General features: G+C 35.8%; 17 protein-coding genes, 4 pseudogenes and 1 riboswitch. Of the genes and pseudogenes, 6 read left to right on the forward strand and 15 right to left on the reverse strand.

Annotated elements, in window-relative coordinates; genetic code table 11:
• Positions 1 to 48 precede the first annotated feature (48 nt).
• Entirely contained in the window at positions 49 to 1,452 is a 1,404-nt protein-coding gene (locus NMD99_RS03380) for a malonyl-CoA decarboxylase (RefSeq protein ID WP_264687944.1), read from the reverse strand.
• Positions 1,453 to 2,080: 628 nt separating this feature from the next.
• Between NMD99_RS03380 and NMD99_RS03385 the strand changes: the two genes are divergently transcribed.
• Positions 2,081 to 2,254 carry a hypothetical protein gene (locus NMD99_RS03385; RefSeq protein WP_265017302.1) on the forward strand — a complete coding sequence of 58 codons (174 nt, stop codon included), beginning with the start codon at positions 2,081 to 2,083 and terminating at the stop codon, positions 2,252 to 2,254.
• A 173-nt stretch (positions 2,255 to 2,427) separates the two neighbouring features.
• Here NMD99_RS03385 and NMD99_RS03390 read toward each other — a convergent pair whose 3' ends face one another.
• From NMD99_RS03390 to pgsA, 9 genes and pseudogenes are all read right to left on the reverse strand, one after another.
• Complete coding sequence (locus NMD99_RS03390) at positions 2,428 to 3,117, reverse strand: thiamine diphosphokinase (RefSeq protein ID WP_253309182.1); 690 nt, start codon at positions 3,115 to 3,117, stop codon at positions 2,428 to 2,430.
• 13 nt (positions 3,118 to 3,130) lie between these two features.
• The gene (locus tag NMD99_RS03395; protein WP_253309181.1) at positions 3,131 to 3,373 is read right to left on the reverse strand and encodes a SemiSWEET family sugar transporter; all 243 of its coding nucleotides are present in this window, start codon (positions 3,371 to 3,373) and stop codon (positions 3,131 to 3,133) included.
• Positions 3,362 to 3,464, reverse strand: a riboswitch (TPP riboswitch). Its footprint overlaps the gene before it by 12 nt.
• A 76-nt stretch (positions 3,465 to 3,540) precedes the next feature.
• Positions 3,541 to 4,385: pseudogene (locus NMD99_RS03400) on the reverse strand (SPFH domain-containing protein).
• Positions 4,386 to 4,392: 7 nt separating this feature from the next.
• On the reverse strand, positions 4,393 to 5,328 hold the full coding sequence (locus tag NMD99_RS03405; protein ID WP_309166823.1) for a peptidoglycan DD-metalloendopeptidase family protein: 936 nt from the start codon (positions 5,326 to 5,328) through the stop codon (positions 4,393 to 4,395).
• On the reverse strand, positions 5,325 to 6,065 hold the full coding sequence (locus NMD99_RS03410; protein WP_253309949.1) for a YebC/PmpR family DNA-binding transcriptional regulator: 741 nt from the start codon (positions 6,063 to 6,065) through the stop codon (positions 5,325 to 5,327). Before NMD99_RS03410 ends, NMD99_RS03405 begins: the two co-directional genes overlap by 4 nt.
• A 59-nt stretch (positions 6,066 to 6,124) precedes the next feature.
• A complete protein-coding gene (locus NMD99_RS03415) occupies positions 6,125 to 6,832 on the reverse strand; it encodes an outer membrane protein assembly factor BamD (RefSeq protein WP_253309179.1) in 708 nt (235 codons plus the stop codon).
• Positions 6,833 to 6,892: 60 nt separating this feature from the next.
• The gene (locus tag NMD99_RS03420) at positions 6,893 to 7,630 is read right to left on the reverse strand and encodes a hypothetical protein (protein WP_309166826.1); all 738 of its coding nucleotides are present in this window, start codon (positions 7,628 to 7,630) and stop codon (positions 6,893 to 6,895) included.
• Between the two features lie 2 nt (positions 7,631 to 7,632).
• Positions 7,633 to 7,890 carry a hypothetical protein gene (locus NMD99_RS03425; RefSeq protein WP_309166827.1) on the reverse strand — a complete coding sequence of 86 codons (258 nt, stop codon included), beginning with the start codon at positions 7,888 to 7,890 and terminating at the stop codon, positions 7,633 to 7,635.
• A 100-nt stretch (positions 7,891 to 7,990) separates the two neighbouring features.
• On the reverse strand, positions 7,991 to 8,533 hold the full coding sequence (gene pgsA, locus NMD99_RS03430; protein ID WP_253309177.1) for a CDP-diacylglycerol--glycerol-3-phosphate 3-phosphatidyltransferase: 543 nt from the start codon (positions 8,531 to 8,533) through the stop codon (positions 7,991 to 7,993).
• 126 nt (positions 8,534 to 8,659) lie between these two features.
• On the opposite strand from pgsA, the pseudogene NMD99_RS03435 reads away from it, so the two are divergent.
• From NMD99_RS03435 to grxD, 3 genes and pseudogenes are all read left to right on the forward strand, one after another.
• Positions 8,660 to 9,980, forward strand: a pseudogene (locus tag NMD99_RS03435) (malic enzyme-like NAD(P)-binding protein).
• A gap of 78 nt (positions 9,981 to 10,058) precedes the next feature.
• Positions 10,059 to 10,277, forward strand: coding sequence for a BolA/IbaG family iron-sulfur metabolism protein (locus tag NMD99_RS03440; protein ID WP_253309175.1), 219 nt, complete (start codon positions 10,059 to 10,061; stop codon positions 10,275 to 10,277).
• A gap of 15 nt (positions 10,278 to 10,292) precedes the next feature.
• Positions 10,293 to 10,616 (forward strand): Grx4 family monothiol glutaredoxin, encoded by a 324-nt coding sequence (gene grxD, locus NMD99_RS03445; RefSeq protein WP_164224629.1) that lies wholly within the window; start codon positions 10,293 to 10,295, stop codon positions 10,614 to 10,616.
• A 73-nt stretch (positions 10,617 to 10,689) separates the two neighbouring features.
• Here the strand turns inward: grxD and NMD99_RS03450 are convergent.
• Positions 10,690 to 11,771: pseudogene (locus NMD99_RS03450) on the reverse strand (efflux RND transporter periplasmic adaptor subunit).
• A 184-nt stretch (positions 11,772 to 11,955) separates the two neighbouring features.
• Positions 11,956 to 13,703, reverse strand: a pseudogene (gene dnaG / locus NMD99_RS03455) (DNA primase).
• 175 nt (positions 13,704 to 13,878) lie between these two features.
• Between dnaG and ubiG the strand changes: the two are divergent.
• The gene (gene ubiG / locus NMD99_RS03460; protein WP_253309173.1) at positions 13,879 to 15,048 is read left to right on the forward strand and encodes a bifunctional 2-polyprenyl-6-hydroxyphenol methylase/3-demethylubiquinol 3-O-methyltransferase UbiG; all 1,170 of its coding nucleotides are present in this window, start codon (positions 13,879 to 13,881) and stop codon (positions 15,046 to 15,048) included.
• A gap of 25 nt (positions 15,049 to 15,073) precedes the next feature.
• Here the strand turns inward: ubiG and NMD99_RS03465 are convergent, their stop codons facing one another.
• Positions 15,074 to 15,544, reverse strand: coding sequence for a TrbC/VirB2 family protein (locus tag NMD99_RS03465; RefSeq protein ID WP_264687938.1), 471 nt, complete (start codon positions 15,542 to 15,544; stop codon positions 15,074 to 15,076).
• A gap of 139 nt (positions 15,545 to 15,683) precedes the next feature.
• Between NMD99_RS03465 and metG the strand changes: the two genes are divergently transcribed.
• Positions 15,684 to 17,261: a methionine--tRNA ligase gene (gene metG / locus NMD99_RS03470; RefSeq protein ID WP_264687937.1), complete on the forward strand. Its 1,578-nt coding sequence runs from the start codon at positions 15,684 to 15,686 to the stop codon at positions 17,259 to 17,261.
• Here metG and NMD99_RS03475 read toward each other — a convergent pair.
• Together NMD99_RS03475 and NMD99_RS03480 are read right to left on the reverse strand one after the other, a co-directional pair.
• Entirely contained in the window at positions 17,258 to 18,742 is a 1,485-nt protein-coding gene (locus NMD99_RS03475) for a hypothetical protein (RefSeq protein ID WP_309166832.1), read from the reverse strand. The two genes, metG and NMD99_RS03475, sit on opposite strands and share 4 nt — an antisense overlap.
• A gap of 124 nt (positions 18,743 to 18,866) precedes the next feature.
• The gene (locus NMD99_RS03480; RefSeq protein ID WP_253309169.1) at positions 18,867 to 20,318 is read right to left on the reverse strand and encodes a replicative DNA helicase; all 1,452 of its coding nucleotides are present in this window, start codon (positions 20,316 to 20,318) and stop codon (positions 18,867 to 18,869) included.
• Positions 20,319 to 20,385: the final 67 nt, after the last annotated feature.

Here is a 20,385-nt window from a genome sequence, read left to right on the forward strand (position 1 = left end):
ATTTTACATTTTAAGTGTTGTGAGGGCAATTATTTATTAAGAGACTATTTACTCCTTCAACATAGACGACACTTTTTTCGAGCAGGAAATCACTTTATTAACCATATAGTTTTCATGATTGTTATCTATTTTAGGCAACTCATACAGATAATTCACCATCATTCCAGCCGACTGACTAATACCCTTTTCAGAAGTATCCGCCATCCAGTTTAATTGTTTTATTGATGCGCCATTGCTTAAATGAAAATGTGCCACCGGATCATAAGCATTTCCATTACTATTATTCACTTTTAGTAAATAATATGTACACAGTTTAAGCATGCATTGTTTAGTTTCATTTGTACATTCAACGTTAGTTTTTAATTGCTCTGCACTTTCTAAAATTTCTGCACTAGATTGTTTTATATTTAGTTTGCCCAATAAAGTGACATCTTGGTTTAGATTGTTTTTTAGCCATTTCGTAAAGCCAGGTATTGGAGAAAGAGTTGCGTATGTTTTTATACTTTTAAACTCTTGCGATAGCTTTTCTACAACCCTTTTGATCAAAAAATTACCAAGGCTGATTCCAGATAACCCTGCTTGAGTATTTGATATTGAGTAGAATATAGCAGTGCTTGCACTACTTGGATCACTTGAAGGTACTGATTCATCTAAAAGGTGTTGAATGCTATCTGCAATCTTATTCACCAATGCAACCTCTACAAAAATTAGAGGTTCGTTTGGTATTTTGTAATGAAAGAAAGCAAAACAGAGACGATCAGAATCTAGTCTGTTTTTTAAGTCATCCCAAGAGGAAATTTTATGCACAGCTTCATATTTTATAAGTTTTTCTAGCAATGATGCAGGTGAATCCCAGGTGATTTGACGAAGATCGAGTAGATCAACATCAACCCAAGTATAGAGTATATTTTTTAATTCATTCTCTAGTGGATTCAAGCTTCTATATTGGTTCTTTAGCTTAAGCACATCAGAACGCATATCAACAATAAACTTGAGGCCTTCTGGTAGAGAAATAAATTGCTTCAATATTTTAGAACGCGGTGATTCAAGAATTTTTATTAAATCCTGTTCAAATTTATAGTTTAACTCGGGATCTTGGTTTTTCTTATACTCTTTAATTTTCTCATCTATTTCCGCTTTATTCGGATTAAATTTTTCTGCCAGGGTTTGTAGAAATTTTATTTTACCTTTCTCTGATAAGCTCAAGTACAGGTTACCAAGAGATACAGCGTTCTTACGTGCTGAAACCTCTCCTCCCTTTGGGTTTAAGCACTCGTTCATCTTCAAGACTAAACTATCGATATCGCGACTGTTGCTTAAATCAGGACCGATGTTACCAATCCACGATCTTACAGCATCTGCCACTCCACCTAGTATTTTAAAAAAGCTTCTTACCGCTTTTTTGTCTTCAACTTTCACTATATCAGTTTTTACCAATGATTCTTTTGTCATAGATTCCCTTTATTATACATGGCTAATGCAAGTCAGGTTTCCCTACGTCATACCGCCGCGGTATCTCTAGATCCCGCTAACAAGCAGCGTGATGACGAATTTGTCGTTTGTCAAATCGTCGGTAAACCCAAGTTATTTTAGCTACATATAGCTTAAGTTAAAGGAAAATTTTAGCTACATAGCAGGCACTATTACTGAATTATTAATAATTCAGTAATACAATAGACTTCTTGCACTACCTCCCAAGCCACAACTGTCATTCAGTAGAAACAAAAAACTTCCTTGACAAACTCCGCCAGCCCCCTTATTATGATAATAAGGGTATTTATGACTCAAAACTTGTTTTTGACCTGCAGGCTCAATGACAAAATTCAGTAAAAAACTTAGGGTATTTTTTGGCGGATTACATAAAATTATAGCGGCTGCATGTCTTTTAAATTTTTTCTACATTCAGCCAAATCGCGCTTATTTTAAGCGTTAGCACATTATTACAGCGCCACTTACAGTAATATAGAGTCAAAACTCGCACCACGGGGCTTCTTTTGCCTTTTTTTCCGCTTGGTAAATTTCTTAATATTTGTAGCTGAACGACAACCGTCATCCCTGTAAAGGTCAAGTATCCCGCTACGTGTTAGCGGATGAGATACCGCGAATGAATCGCGGAATGACGGTCTGCGGCGGAATGACGGTTCGCGGTGGCATGACGATAACCTCGTCATCCCGCTACGTGTTAGCGGGATCTATGCTAAGAGATACCGCGAATGAATCGCGGTATGACGGTTCGTGGCGGTATGACGGTTAAGCAATTCGTCATCCCGCTGCTTGTTAGCGGGATCTGAGATACCGCGGCGGTATGACGTAGGACTGCTGTCATTCAAGTAGCTGACACTGGAATGACACGTCATAAAGGAACCAGTGTTAGCTACTTGGATGATACCTTTTTTCTACTTAGTTTGGGTTATGCAAGAAGTCTATTTACTTCTTAACTTGACGCACATGATGTCTTGCAGCATCATCTACTGCTTCTAAATAAACCATCGCCAAACATATACCACTGTGTACTTCTATAGATAACTTACTGCCTAAACTTCGATTAAAGCAAGAATTCTTTCCTGGAAAAGCAAGGTTGCTAAGATGCAGTTCCCATTTTAATCCTTTGGTTGATATTTGAGCTCTCGGTATACCAAGTAAAGATATTTTAGTATCTTTCGGCAAAGAAAAATGGGTAATACTTTTTTGTAGGATGTAACCTACCATGGGAGGTGAAGGTGTGTAAAAGATACTGCCCGTACTTAGAAAAATGTTAATATTCTGTAGTATGTGATCAATTGCTCCTCCAGTAATACCCGTTACTATTGATGGCAATAACTTTACTGTTTTTAAGTGAGCCATTGCTTTAGAAAAGTCGCAATAATCTTGATCAGGTAGATATATCGTATTCAAATTAGCACGTAAATCCAGATTTACGCTATCCAAATCTCCTACTACAAGATCAGGTTTTACGCCAATTGATAGAAGCTTGTTTGCTCCTCCATCTACAGCAATAATAGGTATATCTCGTTTAAAAAACGATGAGCTCGGTATTTCTCCATTTAGCACTACAATAGAACGATATTGTTGTTGTGTACTGCAGTGCAGCACATGATCATGGTGCAGGTTTTGCATCGTAGTAACATTTTTAAATAATTGATATTATGCTAATCACTAATCCAGCAATATTGCTAAGCACCACAAAAATTGAGCTCTGGTAAAGACCATAGCCAATCCAAGACAATGAACAAATAAGATAGTTTACTAACATTAGCATCGATACATCACGAGTAACTTTAGTGATATATGCTTTATATACTTGAGGTGATAATCCAATTAGAGATGCAATTAACGCAATGAAGCCGAAGCATTCTTCAATATTTATATACATACATTTTCCTACGCTTGCTTTAACAATATCAGGTTCAAAGGGTTGTACTTTATGTACTCTCAGCTTTTCTAGAGCACCCCTAATGCGTGTAATTTATAACATCATTTAGTCTATTAATCAAGAAATTAATAGTGACTTGCATTCATGAAACCCAATCGGCTTCTATGCTAATTATTATCCAAACTAATCGTCGGTTGTGCATCTTGCTCAGAGATTAGGGCAACCAACAAATTATTTATCAATTGAACCTTTTGCTTGCCATCTAATTGTAAGCTTTTGTTTTTTTCAAAATGAGCTATTACTTCCTCGACAATTCCTATTGCATTTTGCACTATATGCCTTCTTGCCGAAGTGATAGCATGTGCTTGTTGACGCCTTAACATTGCTTGTGCAATCTCGGACGAATACGCCAAATGCGATATTCTTGCTTCTGTAATCTCAATTCCTGCAATATCTAATCTTTGTTGTAACATTGACCGCAATTCATCTGAAATTTTATCAGAATTTTTACGTAAAGATTCCTCATCGCTTTCGCTATCATACGGATAATTGCTTGCTAATTCTCTTATTACTGAGTCACTTTGTACAAAAACAAATTCGTGATAGTTGTTAACATTATAATACGCCTTTGCAGGGCTGTTTACTCTCCAAACAATTACTGCAGAAATCTCTATTGGACTTCCATTTGCATCATTCACTTTTATTTTTTCTGTGTTGATATTTTGAAATTTTAGGGAAACTATATATTTGCTTGAAAAGGGAAGCGTTACACATATTCCAGACTTAAAATAAGTTCCAATATAATGACCAAAAAACTCTATCACTCTTGCTTCATTAGGGTCATTAATAAAAAATCCTTGAAGAAAAGTCAAAATTGAAACAGCAGCAACTCCAAGCGCAATTGTGCTGTCATATGCAAAAAAAGCAGCGATAAAATTAATCCTAGCGCTATTAGTACAGGAAAAAACCGGAGTTGACTTAAATTTCTATCGTTTATCGTATTCTTATCCATATTGTCTTTAAACTTCTTTTTCACTTGAACCCTCTCTGTTGATCGTTTTATTTATCTTATTTACAAATAGTTTAAACTCTCTTAATTCATGATCAGGCAATTTTACTTCAGTTTCATGCGCTATCGTAAGCGGATCGATGTGTTTGCCGTTATATATAACTTCGTAATGTAAATGGGGTCCTGTTGCAACACCAGTGCTACCAACATAGGCAATGACCTGCCCCTGTTTTACTTTAGAGCCTAACTTTATATCGCCACTAAATCTACTTATATGCGCATAACAGGTTGAATATTCATTTTTGTGTTTTATTTTGATGTAATTTCCATAGCCACCATTCTTTCCTATATATTCTACCACACCCTCTGCAGCAGCGTATATGGGAGTGCCAAGCTTAGCTGCATAATCCACTCCTTTGTGAAAAGCAATTTTACCGCGAACAGGATGCTTTCTATTGCCAAATTTTGAGGATATGCGATAATCTCCATTTAAAGGATTTGCAAAAATTTCGCCATTTTTTAAGCTTATTCCTTCTTTATTAAAATACCTTTCTTTGCCGTCTTGCGATTTATAATGATATAAACTAATAGCTTTCTTGTTTATTGTCAGTGAAGCATATAAAATCTTTTCTTCAGTCTTCTGATTACTGAGCGATCTCTCAAAAAGAACCTCCAATTTACTCTTCGGCACAATGTCTTTTTTAAAATCAACACCAAAATCTTTATATATGTTGATCAATTTTACCACTGTATTTGGCGCCAACCCTTCCGTGTCAAAAAAAGAGGATTTTATGTCACTAGATATGAATAACAACTTTCCATCACTTTCTGTCGTCAAAGTAGCTTTTTTTCTGATTCCATGCTGGAATGGCTGTGCAAGATCTGTTGATGTTTCAGTAGCATATGCTGGTAAAATACAAAGCAATACAAATATTACCAGCCTCATAGCTTATCAACAAAAGTAAAATTACCTTCAACATACTGTACATCATCATTATCTTCTAATTCTTCAACCAATGTGGATAATTTATCGATCAACTCTTTATCGCTAATTTCAACTAGATCCTTTGGTTGCCACGAAAGACGAGCAAGTTCTGGTTCTCCGAATTTTGCATAAAAGGCATCGCGTACTTTACCAAAATCTTTTATTTCACAAGTTATAACGTGTAATCCTTCTTTGTCATTTTCCTCAACATTCAATACTTCTAACTCGATCCCATAATTAAATAAATCATCAAAATTCACACCCTCTGCTTTATAGACGATTAAGCCTACATGATCGAAAAGGTAACTAACACTTCCTGTTTCTCCCAAGTTTCCACCCTTGCGAGAAAATATATAACGTACCTCAGAAGCAGTACGGTTGCGGTTATTAGTCAAGGCATGGACAATAAGTGCAGTGCCAGAAGGCCCATGACCTTCATATTGGATTTCCTCATAATTTTCTCCAGCAACGTTACCAGTTGCATTTTTTATTGCTGTTTCTATTTTATCTTTTGGTAGATTTTCCTTGCGTGCAGCAAATATAGCAGAGCGAAGGCGCGGGTTGAGTTCGGGATCGGGTAGCCCTTGCTTTGCAGCAACTGTTATTTCTCTAATCAGCTTCGTAAATTTTTGAGAGCGCTTTGCATCCTGAGTGCCTTTCCGATGTTTTATATTTGAAAATTGTGAATGACCAGCCATATTCAAATAGTTAAAAACCTAATTATATATCAAAGCATAGAAAAAGCTAAAGCAAATTTTCAAGCCTCTGGCTTGGCATCTTGCAGGTTTTCTGCTAATAACATACTTTCATACTGCTCAGCTTCTAAGTCAAGGCCAAGAGCTGAATGGGCTGCTATTAAATAGTTAATAGACTTAGAAAAATATTTAGAATCCTTATAGCTTGCTATATTCTGGAAACGCTTAATTGCTGCTAAATATTCACCACGCCTCAGGTAAAACTTACCGATAGAGTACTCTTTTGTTGATATATGCTCTGTGATCAGCTTTGCTTTTTCCTTCATCTCGTCTACATATTCGCTGCCTGGAAAGAGATTAATGTACTCTGTAGCTAGCTCTAAAGTTTTATATGCAACTTGTTGCCCGAGCTGCACTTTGTTAATTTGCATGTAATAAGATAGTACTCTTAAGTAATACACATATGGCAAATCTTCACCATTTGAATAAACGTATATATAATCATCCATATCACTTGCAGCACTACTGTAGTTACCCATATTATAGTGAGAAACCCCAGATAATAATTTTGCTTTCCTTGCCCAATAAGAGAAAGGGTACAAATCTTCTATCTTTTGAAATGCCCTAATAGCTTGTTTATATTTTTTCTGGTCAAAAAGTTCAACTGCTTCCTCATATAGTTCAGCTTCAGTTTTTTCAAGATCATCCGCATACGATTGTGTAAAGGAGCAAATTAGGAAAATAAAGCACGTGATTAAAGTCTTATACATAAGATTTTTTTCGATCAAAATAAAGTATAGACCTAAATATTACTTAAATAAATAAATTTCTTAGGCAATAGCCGGCCCTTCCTCTTTATAACTACGGTCAGAACTACCTGCATTCCTCGATTTACCTTGTCCTTCCACTTTTGGATCTTTCAGCGTTTTGCTGTAGGAATGTGTAGTTAATATCTGTACAACCATAAAAAGTGCAATACCTATCAAGCCTAAAGTAGGCCCAACAGCAGGATTTAAGGACGATGCTAATGCCATTAACATTATCCTTCTTATTAAAAATATAGAAGAACCAGCAAGCGCCAATCCGGCTACAGACATATTGCTAGTTTTCTTGCTAGATTTTTCATCAAGATTAGATTTTTCTGTTTCCTTTTTCTTATTTTTTTCATGCTCATCAATATAAGAAACAAGAGTTACAAGAAAAGCAATTGCATTGGCAAGAAATAAAATTGCATCCTCTGCTGCTTCAAGTGAAGATGTTTCACCCATTATCATACCTACAATAATCAGTGCAGTTGTTATAGCCTCAATATAGATCAAACACTGACCTATATCAGAAATATTGTGCTCTTTTTCCTTTACTTCCTCTCCATTTTCAATATTCTCCAACTCTCGTTCTTTTTGTGCTATTTTCCTATTATTGTAAATTAAATATAGCGTACAAATAAGAGATAGGACCATAGAAGGTAATATAGTGTGGCTTAGCGCGCCACTTATCACGCCAAGTAATACCTGATCGCTACATATTTTTTCCAGTTCAATAGCCATAAATAATGCAAATGGAACCATTGTTACCAATGATACACATTGTCTATATAGCTCTCTTTTTTTAGTGTTAATAGCTCTTGTTCAAGCTTCTTCTTTTTTTCTGCTTCTCCTACTTTTAGCATTAATAACTCCTGTTCAAGCTTCTTCTTTTTTTCTGCTTCTTCTTTTAGTGTTAATGACTCTTGTTCTGACCTTTCTTTTTTGACTTCCTTATCAACTGTCAGCCAAAAATCCCCAAAAAAATCTTCAGGAGAAAACGTAGTCTTAAAGTTATCAGTCATATAAACCCTATTAACTAATATATTATACAGGATTTTAACTATTCAGTCAATATTATGAAAGTATTAACTACTTTTGTATATTAACTGTTTCTCAAGAAATTCAGTCAACCTGTTTGATGCCGGCTAGGATATAATTATAGCCTGACCACATAGTTATAATAGCTGCAACCCATAAACAAATTGCACCTATATATTGAGTTGTGTCGTAATCGTTCATTATTAGCGCTACTACAGCAACCATCTGCAAAAATGTTTTAATTTTGCCAGCTTTGCTTACAGGTAGACTAACATTTATAGCTATAAGGAACTCCCGTAAACCCGAAACTAATATTTCCCTACAGATGATGATAATCGATGGTACTATTGTAAAATCATTTATCTTCTGCTTATAAACTAGCATAATTATCGTTGAAACCACTATTAATTTATCAGCAATTGGATCAAATAGCTTGCCAAACTTTGATTGGACTTTCCACGCACGCGCCAAGTAACCATCAAAAAAATCCGTAATGCACGCAAACACAAAGATTGATATTGTTATCAGGCCTGCATATTTATTTTCTATATAAAAACTTAATATTATTGCTGGTATTGCAAGTGCACGAGAAATTGTAAGCAAATTAGGCACGTTTTTCTTAAGCATGTAATATCATCTTACGTAATAGGTAAACTTATACAGAAGTACAACAGAGTTCACAAGCTAATAGTTTACAATTGAACATTTATAAAAACTCCATATACTTAAAAATTACAAGCTTAAAATATAAGAATGAACGATGATTTAGATAATACCACAAAACAAGAGGCACTTAAGTATCACAGTAGAGGTGGTAACCCTGGTAAAATTTCAATCATGCCAACAAAACCTTTATCTACCCAGTATGATTTGTCACTTGCTTATTCTCCTGGCGTTGCAGCTCCGTGCCTTGAAATAGCTAAAAATCCTGAGGTTGTTTATGATTATACGGCAAAAAGCAATTTTGTAGCTGTCATTTCAAATGGCACTGCAGTGCTTGGGCTTGGTAATATCGGTCCTCTTGCTGCAAAACCTGTCATGGAAGGCAAAGCTGTTTTATTTAAGCGTTTTGCTGATATTGATGCAGTTGATATAGAAGTTGGTACAGAAAATATAGAAGATTTCATCAATGCAGTAAGGTACCTTGGGCCAAGTTGGGGGGGATAAATTTAGAGGATATAAGATCTCCCGATTGTTTTATAATAGAGAAACGTCTGAATGAACTGATGGATATTCCAGTGTTCCATGATGACCAGCATGGAACTGCAGTGGTTGTTGCAGCTGGTATAGAAAATGCTCTTGATATTGTCGGAAAGAAATTAGAGGACGTTAAGATCATTATGAATGGTGCTGGAGCAGCCGGTATTGCATGTTTAGAAATACTAAAGTCCATGGGCGCTAAAAATATAGTGCTGTGTGATAAGCAAGGAGTAATATACAAAGGTAGAAACGAGGACATGAATGAGTGGAAGGAAAAATATGCAATTGATACTTCCGAACGTTTCTACTTGATACAATAAAAGGCGCTGATGTATTCATCGGATTATCTGCAAAAGATGTGTTAAATGAAGAGATGTTAAAGAGTATGGGCAAAGACCCGATTATTTTCGCTCTCGCCAACCCCGATCCAGAAGTAAGGCCTGAGTTTGCAAAATCTGTGAGGCCAGATGCAATAATCGCAACTGGCAGGTCAGATTACAACAATCAAGTCAACAACGTAATGGGATTTCCTTATATATTCAGAGGAGCGCTTGATGTACATGCAACAACAATAAATGATGAGATGAAAATTGCAGCTGCAGATGCAATAGCAAAGCTTGCCCGTGAGCCAGTGTCTGACGAGATATCTGCAGCCTATGGCGGTCGTAAAATGAGCTATGGACGTGAATATATAATACCTACTCCATTTGACCCAAGATTAATTTCTATAGTATCTCCTGCTGTTGCAAAAGCCGCAGTTGATTCAGGTATTGCAAGAAAGGCAATACAAGATTGGAGTAAATATGAAAATCAATTGAAATCTCGCCTTGCTAGTACACTTAACACGCTGAATCTACTGTCTTCACAATATTAGTAACCATATAATCAATAATTCAATTGCACCCAGTCGTTTTAGATTTATAATGAAAGTATTGTAATTTAAAGCAAATCAATGACTATTGCAATTCACGAATTAGAAAGGATCATCAAACAATCGTTCCCCGACGCTGATATAAAGGTTCAGGACCTTGCTGGAGATGATGATCATTATCATTTAAAAATAACCTCCAAGCGCTTTCTTGGAAAGACAAAAATAGAACAGCATAAAATGGTATATAAAGCTCTGGAAGGTCAGTCTATACACGCCTTGCAACTGGAAACTAATACTTAAAAATAAGGTGAATTTATGAGCAGTTTTGAACAAATAAAAAAAGATATAGCGGAAAATGATGTGGTGTTGTACATGAAAGGCACTTCTGATTTTCCTCAATGCGGATTCTCTGGACTCGTCGTGTCAATCCTAAAAAAATTGAACGTGAAGTTTAAGTATATTAACGTGTTGGAGAATGATGAAATACGTGAATCTATAAAAAAGTTTTCTGATTGGCCAACAATTCCACAATTATATATAAAGGAAGAGTTTATCGGTGGTTGCGACATCACTCGCGAGATGTACGAAAAAGGCGAACTGCAAAATTTATTGAAGGAAAAAAAAATTATTGCGGAATAAGTACCAAGAAACCAGTGCCCAGACGCTGGGATTGGTATAACGTAGTATAAGCTATGAAAAAGGATCTTATGTCTTAAACCTTATCACCAGGCTTAACAAATAGGTGGCCCAATACTATTAACTTTATGGGTTTACCTTCGTTATTTGCTACTATCCAAACCCCATCGCTCTCATGATCAACAATTTCTATTGGTACAAATATTACATAATTATTGTCATCAACAATCTTTATTCCAAGAGCACCCTCGTCACTTAAGCTCAGGGCTGAAGAAGGAACTTTATATGCAAATCTTTCGCCTGAAGGTAGTCTTACGTTGGCAGTTAGTCCCTGCAAGGATATCATTTTATTATTAATTACCTTTACCTCTACCCTATAAGACCCAGTTTTAGGCTCAGCAATTTTACTAATAAAACTTACTTCACCTGCCAATTCTTTTCCGTCCAGTAAACTAATTTGAGCTGTGCTGCCTAGCTCTATTTTATTTACTTCATTTTCCGAAACGTATAACACCACAAGAATTTGATCGAAATCAACCACGTCAGCTATTTTTTGCCCAGCATTAACAAAATCCCCTTCGTTTGCATTGATTTTATCAATATAACCATCTATAGGAGATTTGACTGCAGTATTTTCTAAATCCAATTCTAGCCTTTTTAGGTCAGCTTTTGCACTTTGTAACGCAGTAAAAGCTGCTTCTACTTGTATTTGTGCTCCATAGCCTGTTTTATTCAGTTTGTGAGAGGAATCATACTCAATTTCACGCTGCTTTAATAAAGCTTTGGCTTTCTGAGATTGCTCAATCCTGTCATAATCTTCTATCTTTAACACTACATCATCTCTTTTTACCTTTTCACCATCAGGTAAATAAATAGCAATAATCTTACCACTTATTTTTGAGACAAGGCTAGCTCTATGTAAGGGATTTACTGTACCAGAAAAATTTAAATATATAGTGCGGTTTTGCGGCGCACATTCTTGAGTTTTTACTGAAAAGCTACTAGTTGCATTATCACTATGAACCGCCTGATCTTTTTTAAAAATGCACTGCTGATAAAAAACAGTAGAATAAAAGCAATACTAGAAATGATGATTACTTTATTTCTCATCTTTAAACAATAGAATTTGTTGACTAATTTTGTTAGAAACAACTGCATAAATTTTCGAATCAAAAATGTAAGTATAATACATGCACCATTGTCACTCCATAAATAGTTTTATATGAGAACAAACACAAGATTTTCCTACAATAAGTAAGTTTTTTATTGCTAAGAGGCAGTATAAATTCCGTTAAAAAGCAGCAGAATGACAAACAACCTAAAAATAATTAACTGTAGCAGCCTACTTTTCAATAAACTCCATTTGCATTTCTTGTATATTACTTTCTATTTGCTCTATTTGTTCTATCAACCTTTCCTCTAAGTCAAGATTACCGCTCAGCCTCGCTTCGGTTCTTTCTTTTCGTAACGCATTTAATTCTTTTAGTAACACTATATTATTCCACACAATTTCTGCAGATTTTCTCTCGTTCAGTTGGCTATTTAGTACACTAGTTTTTTCAAATACATACTTTATAACGTCAAACTGTTTCAATTCTTGTAACAAAGCCTCTTTACCAAGTTTGCTTTTGTTACTTATTACATCAATTACACGCTGTTGTAATCTTTTCATCTCATTAGTAAATTCAAAATGAGAAAATTGCTCAAAAAATATAGGACGGTTCAAGATTTCAGGAAATTCTACGGCTATACGCAAAATTATGGCCTGATTTTGCTCTGCCTCAATTAGCTCTGGAGATTTGTTATGAAGATACTCACCTTTTGTTGCTCTAGTTTTACTATTAAAAATCTGTTTTTTGAAGCTACTTCTTAGTTCACTAGCCTTATTGTAAAAATAATCTCTATAATACCTTCTAATACTGCTGTTGCTAATAGTATTTACATATTCCATGAACTTGTGCTCAAGAATTGAATATTTTTCCGGAGCAAGTTTTTCATAATTTTGAAAGTTGCTATCGATTATGTGACGCCATAAATATTCAGAATGCAGTTTTGTTGAATGGTCAAGAGCAGTCAACACGTCTTCTTTCTTGTATGCCAGTTCGTTACATATATCGTATGGATCTTTATTACTCGGCAAAGTCACAAACTTTAACGTGTATCCAGGCTCTAATATTGGCAGAGCAAGTTCCGCAACTCGTGTAGCAGCACGATATCCGGCATTATCGCCATCCATACAGATGGAGATTTCTTTAGCAAATCTCCACAGGTTTTTTATCTGTTCTGCAGAAATTGCGGTACCAAGTGGAGCAACTGCATTACTAATTCCCGCTTGATGTAGCGCTATAGTGTCCATATATCCTTCAACAACAAATATGTGCTGTTTTTTACGTATTTCGCTTAAAGCAAAGTTTAATCCGTATAAATTCTCCCTCTTCTTGAAGAGCTGACTCTCTGGGCTATTTAAATATTTTGGCTGTTGCTCAGAACTCAGCGCACGTCCGCCAAAACCAATAACTCTTCCTGCAATGTTGTATATAGGAAATATCAGCCGGTCATAAAAATAATCATGAAAATTTTTGTTTACTAATCCAATATCAATTAAAATTTTGTCTTCAATACCTGAAGAGTTTAAATACTCTTTCAAACCAGAGCTTGGTGCATAACCTATCTTAAATTTATCTATGATTTCAGGTAAAATCTTGCGCTGCTTTAAATAATCTACAATGCCCTGATTTTTTTGTGCAAACCAATTTGCAGCTAAATCAAGCGCTAAAAATAGTTTATTGTCCCCTTTTGTAATACTAAGACTTTTGGGCAGTTCAACACCTGTAACCGATGCTAATCTTTCCAATGCTTCTTTAAAGCTTAATCCTTCAGTTTGTGAAATAAATTCAAATGCATCACCACTAGCTGAACAACCAAAACAGTAATATAACCCCTTAGTATTGCTCACCGAAAAAGATGGGGTTTTTTCGTTATGAAATGGACAGAGCCCAACAAAACTATCTCCTCTTTTATTAGCCTGACTTTTTTACCTACTATGTCAGATAATAATAATTTTGATTTTATAATATCTATGTGATCCATCTTATTGAATTAGTAGTAGGATAAAAATTATATAGAATTTATACACATCTGACTCGAAATTTATTTCAAGCTTTAGGACTCCCGAAAGATCAGGAGTATTAAAACGGCTTGACAGAAAGATCAAAATAAATTACCCATATAAATATCCTTAAGTTATGCAAGATCAACTTTTTATATGTCAGATATAATATCAATTGCCTCAGATCATGCTGGTTATGAATTAAAATCAGAAATAAAATCCTACCTGGAAACCCTGGGTTACACAGCGGTAGATCAAGGCTGCACTGCTAAGCAAAAGTGTGTAGATTACCCAGACTATGCTGTTAAAGTTGTAGAAGATATAACAAGCAAAAAAGCAAATTATGGGATATTAATTTGTGGTACAGGTTTGGGCATGAGTACTGTGGCAAATCGTTTTGAAGGAATCTACGCTGCTTTATGTAACAGTGTTGAGATCGCAAAATTAGCTCGCGAGCATGGCAACGCAAATGTACTGTGTCTTGGTGCAGGGTTTACTGCGAGTGGATTAGCAAAAGACATAGTCAAACAATTCCTCGAAACAGAATTTTCAAAAGAAAGCAGACATAAAAAACGCCTTGATAAACTCAGTAATATAACCTCTAAGAAAAAAAAAACAAAAACTTATAACGAAGATGAAATATCAAAATTCGCTAAAATGGCAGGCCAGTGGTGGGATGAGAACGGCAAATTCAAACCATTGCACATGATGAATCCTGTTAGAGTATCTTACATTATTGAGAAAATAAAAGAGTTAAAAAAATGCAATTTGAAAGAATTATCATTGCTTGATGTTGGATGCGGTGGTGGCATTTTGTCAGAGTCAATGGCACGCGTTGGCATTAACGTTGTGGGAATAGATGTATGTGAAGAAAACATCAAAGTGGCACAGTCACATGCGAAAAAAGTAGGGCTTAATGTAGAATATATGCACACCAGCATTGAAGAGCTAAGCAATGACAAGAAGTACGACGTGGTTCTGCTGATGGAAGTAGTCGAGCATGTAGATAATTTAGAATTCTTTATGAGAAGAGCAATAGAATTGCTGAAACCAGAAGGGCTAATCTTTATATCCACAATAAATAGAACTATCAAATCCTTCTGTCTTGCAATAGTCGGCGCAGAGTACATATTAAATTGGCTGCCTAAGGGTACGCATAATTGGAATAAATTTCTCAAGCCGTCAGAAATTGCAAATCACTTAAGAGAAAATAATGTAACGCTGCAAAACATGGCTGGCATGGAGTACAACGTAATAAAGCGTGAGTGGAATTTAACTAAAGGTGTGGATATTAATTATATACTTTGTGGTTTGATGAGTAGTTAGATTTAACTCTATAAAAGCACCATTTTCACTTCCAATACTTTGAAGGATCTTGGCCAGCTTTTATACAGTAGCCTTTATTAGTTAGCGCCCAACCGCGACGACAAGAATAACTTGTACCTACACGTTCATATCCAGGAGCAGCAACACACTTTCCTTGAACCAACGTTTGACCTTTATAAGGACAACGAACCGGCATTTGATCTTCAAGAAAATTACAAACGTTTTTTTCTGTTATCGCTGTTGCAATTTTAGGTGCACCAAAAAACACAGCAACAAACATACCAAGTGAGAAAAGTGAAGGCCAAGGCATTCTTCCAAATATTGCAAGCAAGCTTGTACCAATTACTACTACTGTAATCATTGGTCCACCTATTCCATGAACGTAACCTATTACATTACACATTACATCTGTTGCTCCATCAGCGTGTGCATCAAATGCATAGAAAACTATAAATAGAATTACAAGAAAATTTCCCATTGTTCTTTCAATAATCATACCTGATTGTTTCTTATTTTAATAAAATTTCAGTAAATAGCTTTTTTCAAAAATTATGCTTAACCCAATCAATATTTATTTATTACTGCCTTTTTAATACTATAATTAACTCAGTTGATTTTTATCAAAATGCTAAACCATGGATCGATTTGAGAGTTTTTACATCACCACGCCAATATATTACGTAAACGATAAGCCGCATATCGGTCATGCATACACTTCTCTCTTGTGTGACGTGGTGGCAAGGTTCATGAAACTAGCTGGGAAAAATGTCAAATTTACCACCGGTACAGATGAACATGGACAAAAAATAGAAAAAGCAGCTAAAGCAAAGGAAATGCAGCCAAAAGAATTTACAGATGAAGTGAGTGTTTCATTTAAAGAATTAGCTAAGTTCATGAATTTTGAGTATGACGATTTTATTCGCACTACGGAGGAACGTCATGAAAAAGCAGTGGTAGCTTTATGGAATAGGCTTGAAGAGAGAGGACAAATATATTTGGATTCCTATTCGGGTTGGTATTCAGTTCGTGATGAAGCATTTTATCAGGAATCAGAGCTGATAGATGGCAAAGCACCAACAGGTGCTGAGGTTGAATGGGTAAAAGAAGAGAGCTACTTTTTTCGTTTGTCGAATTGGCAGGATAAATTACTAGAACTATATGAAAATCAGCCAAATTTTATCTTTCCTGAGAGCAGAAAAAATGAAGTGGTATCGTTTGTAAGATCAGGGCTCATTGACCTCTCAATCTCTCGCACTAGTTTTAACTGGGGAATAAAAGTACCAGGTAATGACAAACACGTAATCTATGTCTGGATAGATGCATTAACCAATTATCTTACATCAATAGGTTTCCCTAGTACTGAAGGTGAAGAATATAAGAAGTTTTGGGCAGAACCAGAAATACAGATTCCAGTGTCAAGCACTGCAAACCTAGCTGACAACTCTTTCAACGTTCATGTAATCGGCAAAGACATATTGCGCTTTCATGCTGTGTATTGGCCAGCGATTCTCCTTGCAGCAGATTTGCCACTGCCAAAACAAATTGCAGTTCATGGTTGGTGGCTAAACGAAGGAGAAAAAATATCCAAGTCTCTTGGTAATGTCATAGATCCAATTGGCCTCGCTCAAGAGTTTGGTGTTGATCAACTACGCTATTTTCTCCTTCGAGAAGCAAGTTTTGGCCAGGATGGCAACTTTAGTAAGAAAAACATGATCAGCCGCATAAACTCAGAACTTGCAAACAATATAGGCAATTTAGTACAAAGAACAATTTCATTTTTACACAAGCAATGTTCTGGAATTGTACCAACAATCGATCAAAGCCTACTTAAAGGTGAAGAAAGTCTTCCAGGTTGCAAAGCTATACTCGATCAGGTGATGAATCACCTATCAAAGTATGAGTTTAACCATATCATACTTTTAATCATCAACATCTCTTCTGAAGCCAATGCTTATATAGATAAAAGTGCACCCTGGACACTAAGCAAAACTGACAGAGAGCGCATGAACTTAGTAATTTATAAGCTACTGGAATACATCAGGATAATTGGCACTTTATTGCAGCCAATTGTCCCGAGGTCAGCGGAAATGATACTCGATCAATTGCAAATTCCGAAAGAGCAACGAGGTTTAAAATCTTTGTGCGATACGTGCGTAAGTTCAGGCATTACGCTGCCTAAACCTACGCCGGTTTTTTTGAGGGTTGATGTTTAACTAAGGAAGCATTCAGGTAGCAACACATCATATTTATTACTTGTTGTAACTGTATACACTATAGGTTGTTCTACTCGTGCTTGTTTTCTTTTTCTTCTTGCGGCTCCACTCCTTTTATTTTTACCGCCTTCTTCCGTATTGTTTATGCTGTTGTCCCTTTGAAGATTTGGCTTTTGGTCTGCTTGCTCTTCTGGCTTTTGAGCTTCTTTATTTACAACCTCTTCTTGTGGTACATTAGCCAAGGTGTTTTTATGTTGAGCATGCAACAGATCAGTACCTAGTGCACAACTATTATAAACATTCTTACTATAAATACTTTGTACCCCACTCCAAAAGCTGGTAAACTTTCCTTTTACTGACTCACATAAATCAGAAATTCTTGACGGAACTTTTGCTTTACTGTTTTCATCTAACTGCTCTTTCAGGCTAGAAGTCTCAGTATCTTTTTCACCACCAGATTCTGCATCATAAAATATCTCCTGATCCTCAGAAAGACTCATTAAATACCTTTTAGCAGCATCAATACTTAAATGATCAGGTTGCTTAGGAACGTCGTTATCAATATTTAAATAATCCAAACTATTAGCTCGTTGCTTTTGCTCACTGGAAGAAACTGCAAGATCTAAGTAATCCAAACTAGTTAGTTCTTGCATACTAGGTTTAGATCCATCTTCACGCTTAAACTGCTCTTCCGAACTAGAAACCTTAGTACCATGAAATCTACTGTACAAGCTGCTTCCAACGCTGTTAAGTGCTCCTTTTGTATACTCAACTGATGTACCATAAACATTTTTTAATTTATTTCCAGCACTATTAAATTTCCCTTTTACATACTCAACTGATGTGCCATAAGCATTTTTCGCACTACCTACGACATTTTTTAAGTCATTCGCAACATCACTACGGCGCTGCTTAATAGTACTATGAACGCGCCCACTACTGTAGGCTTCTGCTACATATGCAAATACTTCTTGAGATGCTTCTTTGATATTCTTCATTGCTTGCGGAACAAAAGTTTTCTTGTGTTTAAGTTCTTCTATTTCTTTTTTTTGATTATCAATCTCCTCATTTTTTTTATTAATTTCAATTTTTTGCTTAGAATTTTCCTCCTCTTTAGCTTTTACTTCCGCTTCTTTTTTAGTCAGTTGGTCATTTTGCCCAGAAATTGTTTGCTTTTGAGCCTGTACTTTATCTTCTTCTTTAGCTAGTTGAGCATCTTTTTTAGATATTTCTTCTACTTTCTCAGTCAGTTGAACATCTTTCTCAGAAATAGTTTTATTCTTACTAATTGCTTTATACGAAAGTGCCATAGCTACAGCAGAAAATACAGCACCACCAATAATAAATGGCAGGCCAACACTTAATGCTGCAACAGGAGCTAAGAAACCAATATAAGGAGCTGCAGCAAACACTCCAGGTGCTAATAAAGTTAAAGCAGCCAGAGTTCCAGCTATATAATAGGGTAAATTGTTTTTACTCATATGATTATTCCTCACGTATTGTAAAATATAATACCATATAAAAGGATTTAAAGGAAGTTGTCAAGCTAACTTTTTACATAAAAAAACAATTGATGAACTTGGGAACAAGAAGATTGCTGCCAAGCTACACACTATGCCTCTCCGTGTAATCTTTAAACGAACCTCTGTTAGAGTCAAAATATAGCTTCACACTGCCAATTGGCCCATTTCTCTGCTTTGCAATAACAAGCTCTGCAATATTTCTAATTTTTTCCATTTTTTCTTGCCACTCTCGATGTTTATTGCTTCCTTCACTTGGTTGCTTTCTCAATTCATAATATTCCTCTCTATAGAGGAACATCACTATATCTGCATCCTGCTCTATGCTTCCTGAATCACGCAAATCAGAAAGTTGTGGTTTTTTGTCGTCTCTCTGCTCAACAGAACGAGAGAGCTGAGATAGTGCAACAACGGGAATATTCAGCTCTTTTGCAATTGCTTTCAAACCCTGCGTCACTTCCGAGATTTCTTGTACTCTATTTTCATTACTTCTTTTTGTTGTTCCTCTGATTAGCTGCAAATAATCAATGAATACCACTTCTACATTATATAATTGATACAGCAAGCGTATTCTGGTGCGAAGGGCACTAATTGATAGCGCAGGGGTGTCATCTATGATGAAAGGCAGTTCAGATAATTCTGTACTAGCATTGATAAATTCATGCAATTCAAAATCACTAATTCTCCCGGTTAATGCCTTATAATAACTAATCCCTGAATCTATAGTGATCAGCCTTGCGGTTAATTGTTCTGCTGACATTTCAAGTGAGAAAAACGCTACATAATGTTGTTTATCTGCTCTTTTTTGCAACATCTTACAAGCATTAAGTGCGATGTTTAGCGCCAGTGCTGTTTTACCCATAGAAGGCCTTGCAGCTAAAATTAATAAATCAGATTTTTGTAGGCCACCAAGAAGCTGATTTAGATCTTGAAGTCCGGTTGTAACGCCCAGCGCTTCTGGATTATTTTTCAGTGTGCTGATCTTCTCAACTACGTCTTTAATTGAACTTGCAAGTTTTATATATGTTTTCTCACCTTGTTTTTTTACTGCTAAGTTGAACAATTTTGTCATTGCTTGTTCAATTTGCGCCTGTGCAGGATTTTCAATATCGTAGTTGTAGCTATCACCAACTATTTCTTGCCCGAGCTTAATTAAACATCTCCTTAAGTAAGTATCACGGATTATTCTAGTCAAACTATAGATATCAAGTGCAATACTTGCCTTTGCTGCAAGCTTTGCTAAGTACTCTACCCCACCACACTCGGTAAACGCTTGGTCGTTCTCAAAAAACATTTTGAGGCTTAGTTCATTGGCAACTATACCGTGTTTCCTGGTTTTGGATATCTGCGTAAAAATACTTTGATGTAATGGATCATAGAAATTTTCTGCTGTGATTGTGTCTTCAACTGCATCACAGATTCTATTATCACGAATCATTGCACCAATAAGCATCTGTTCAGCTTCTAAATTATGCGGTAATTTACATATTTCCTTATCTACACTTCTTGAACTGAGGAGACTAGCTAATTCATTCATTTTAAGTTTTGAGAGTAACTGTTGATTATTGTAGAATATTTAGTCCTCATTTGAAAGACATATAAAA

Origin of the sequence: Wolbachia endosymbiont of Listronotus oregonensis, assembly GCF_031205055.1 — a bacterium.
In the GTDB taxonomy this organism is placed as follows: domain Bacteria; phylum Pseudomonadota; class Alphaproteobacteria; order Rickettsiales; family Anaplasmataceae; genus Wolbachia.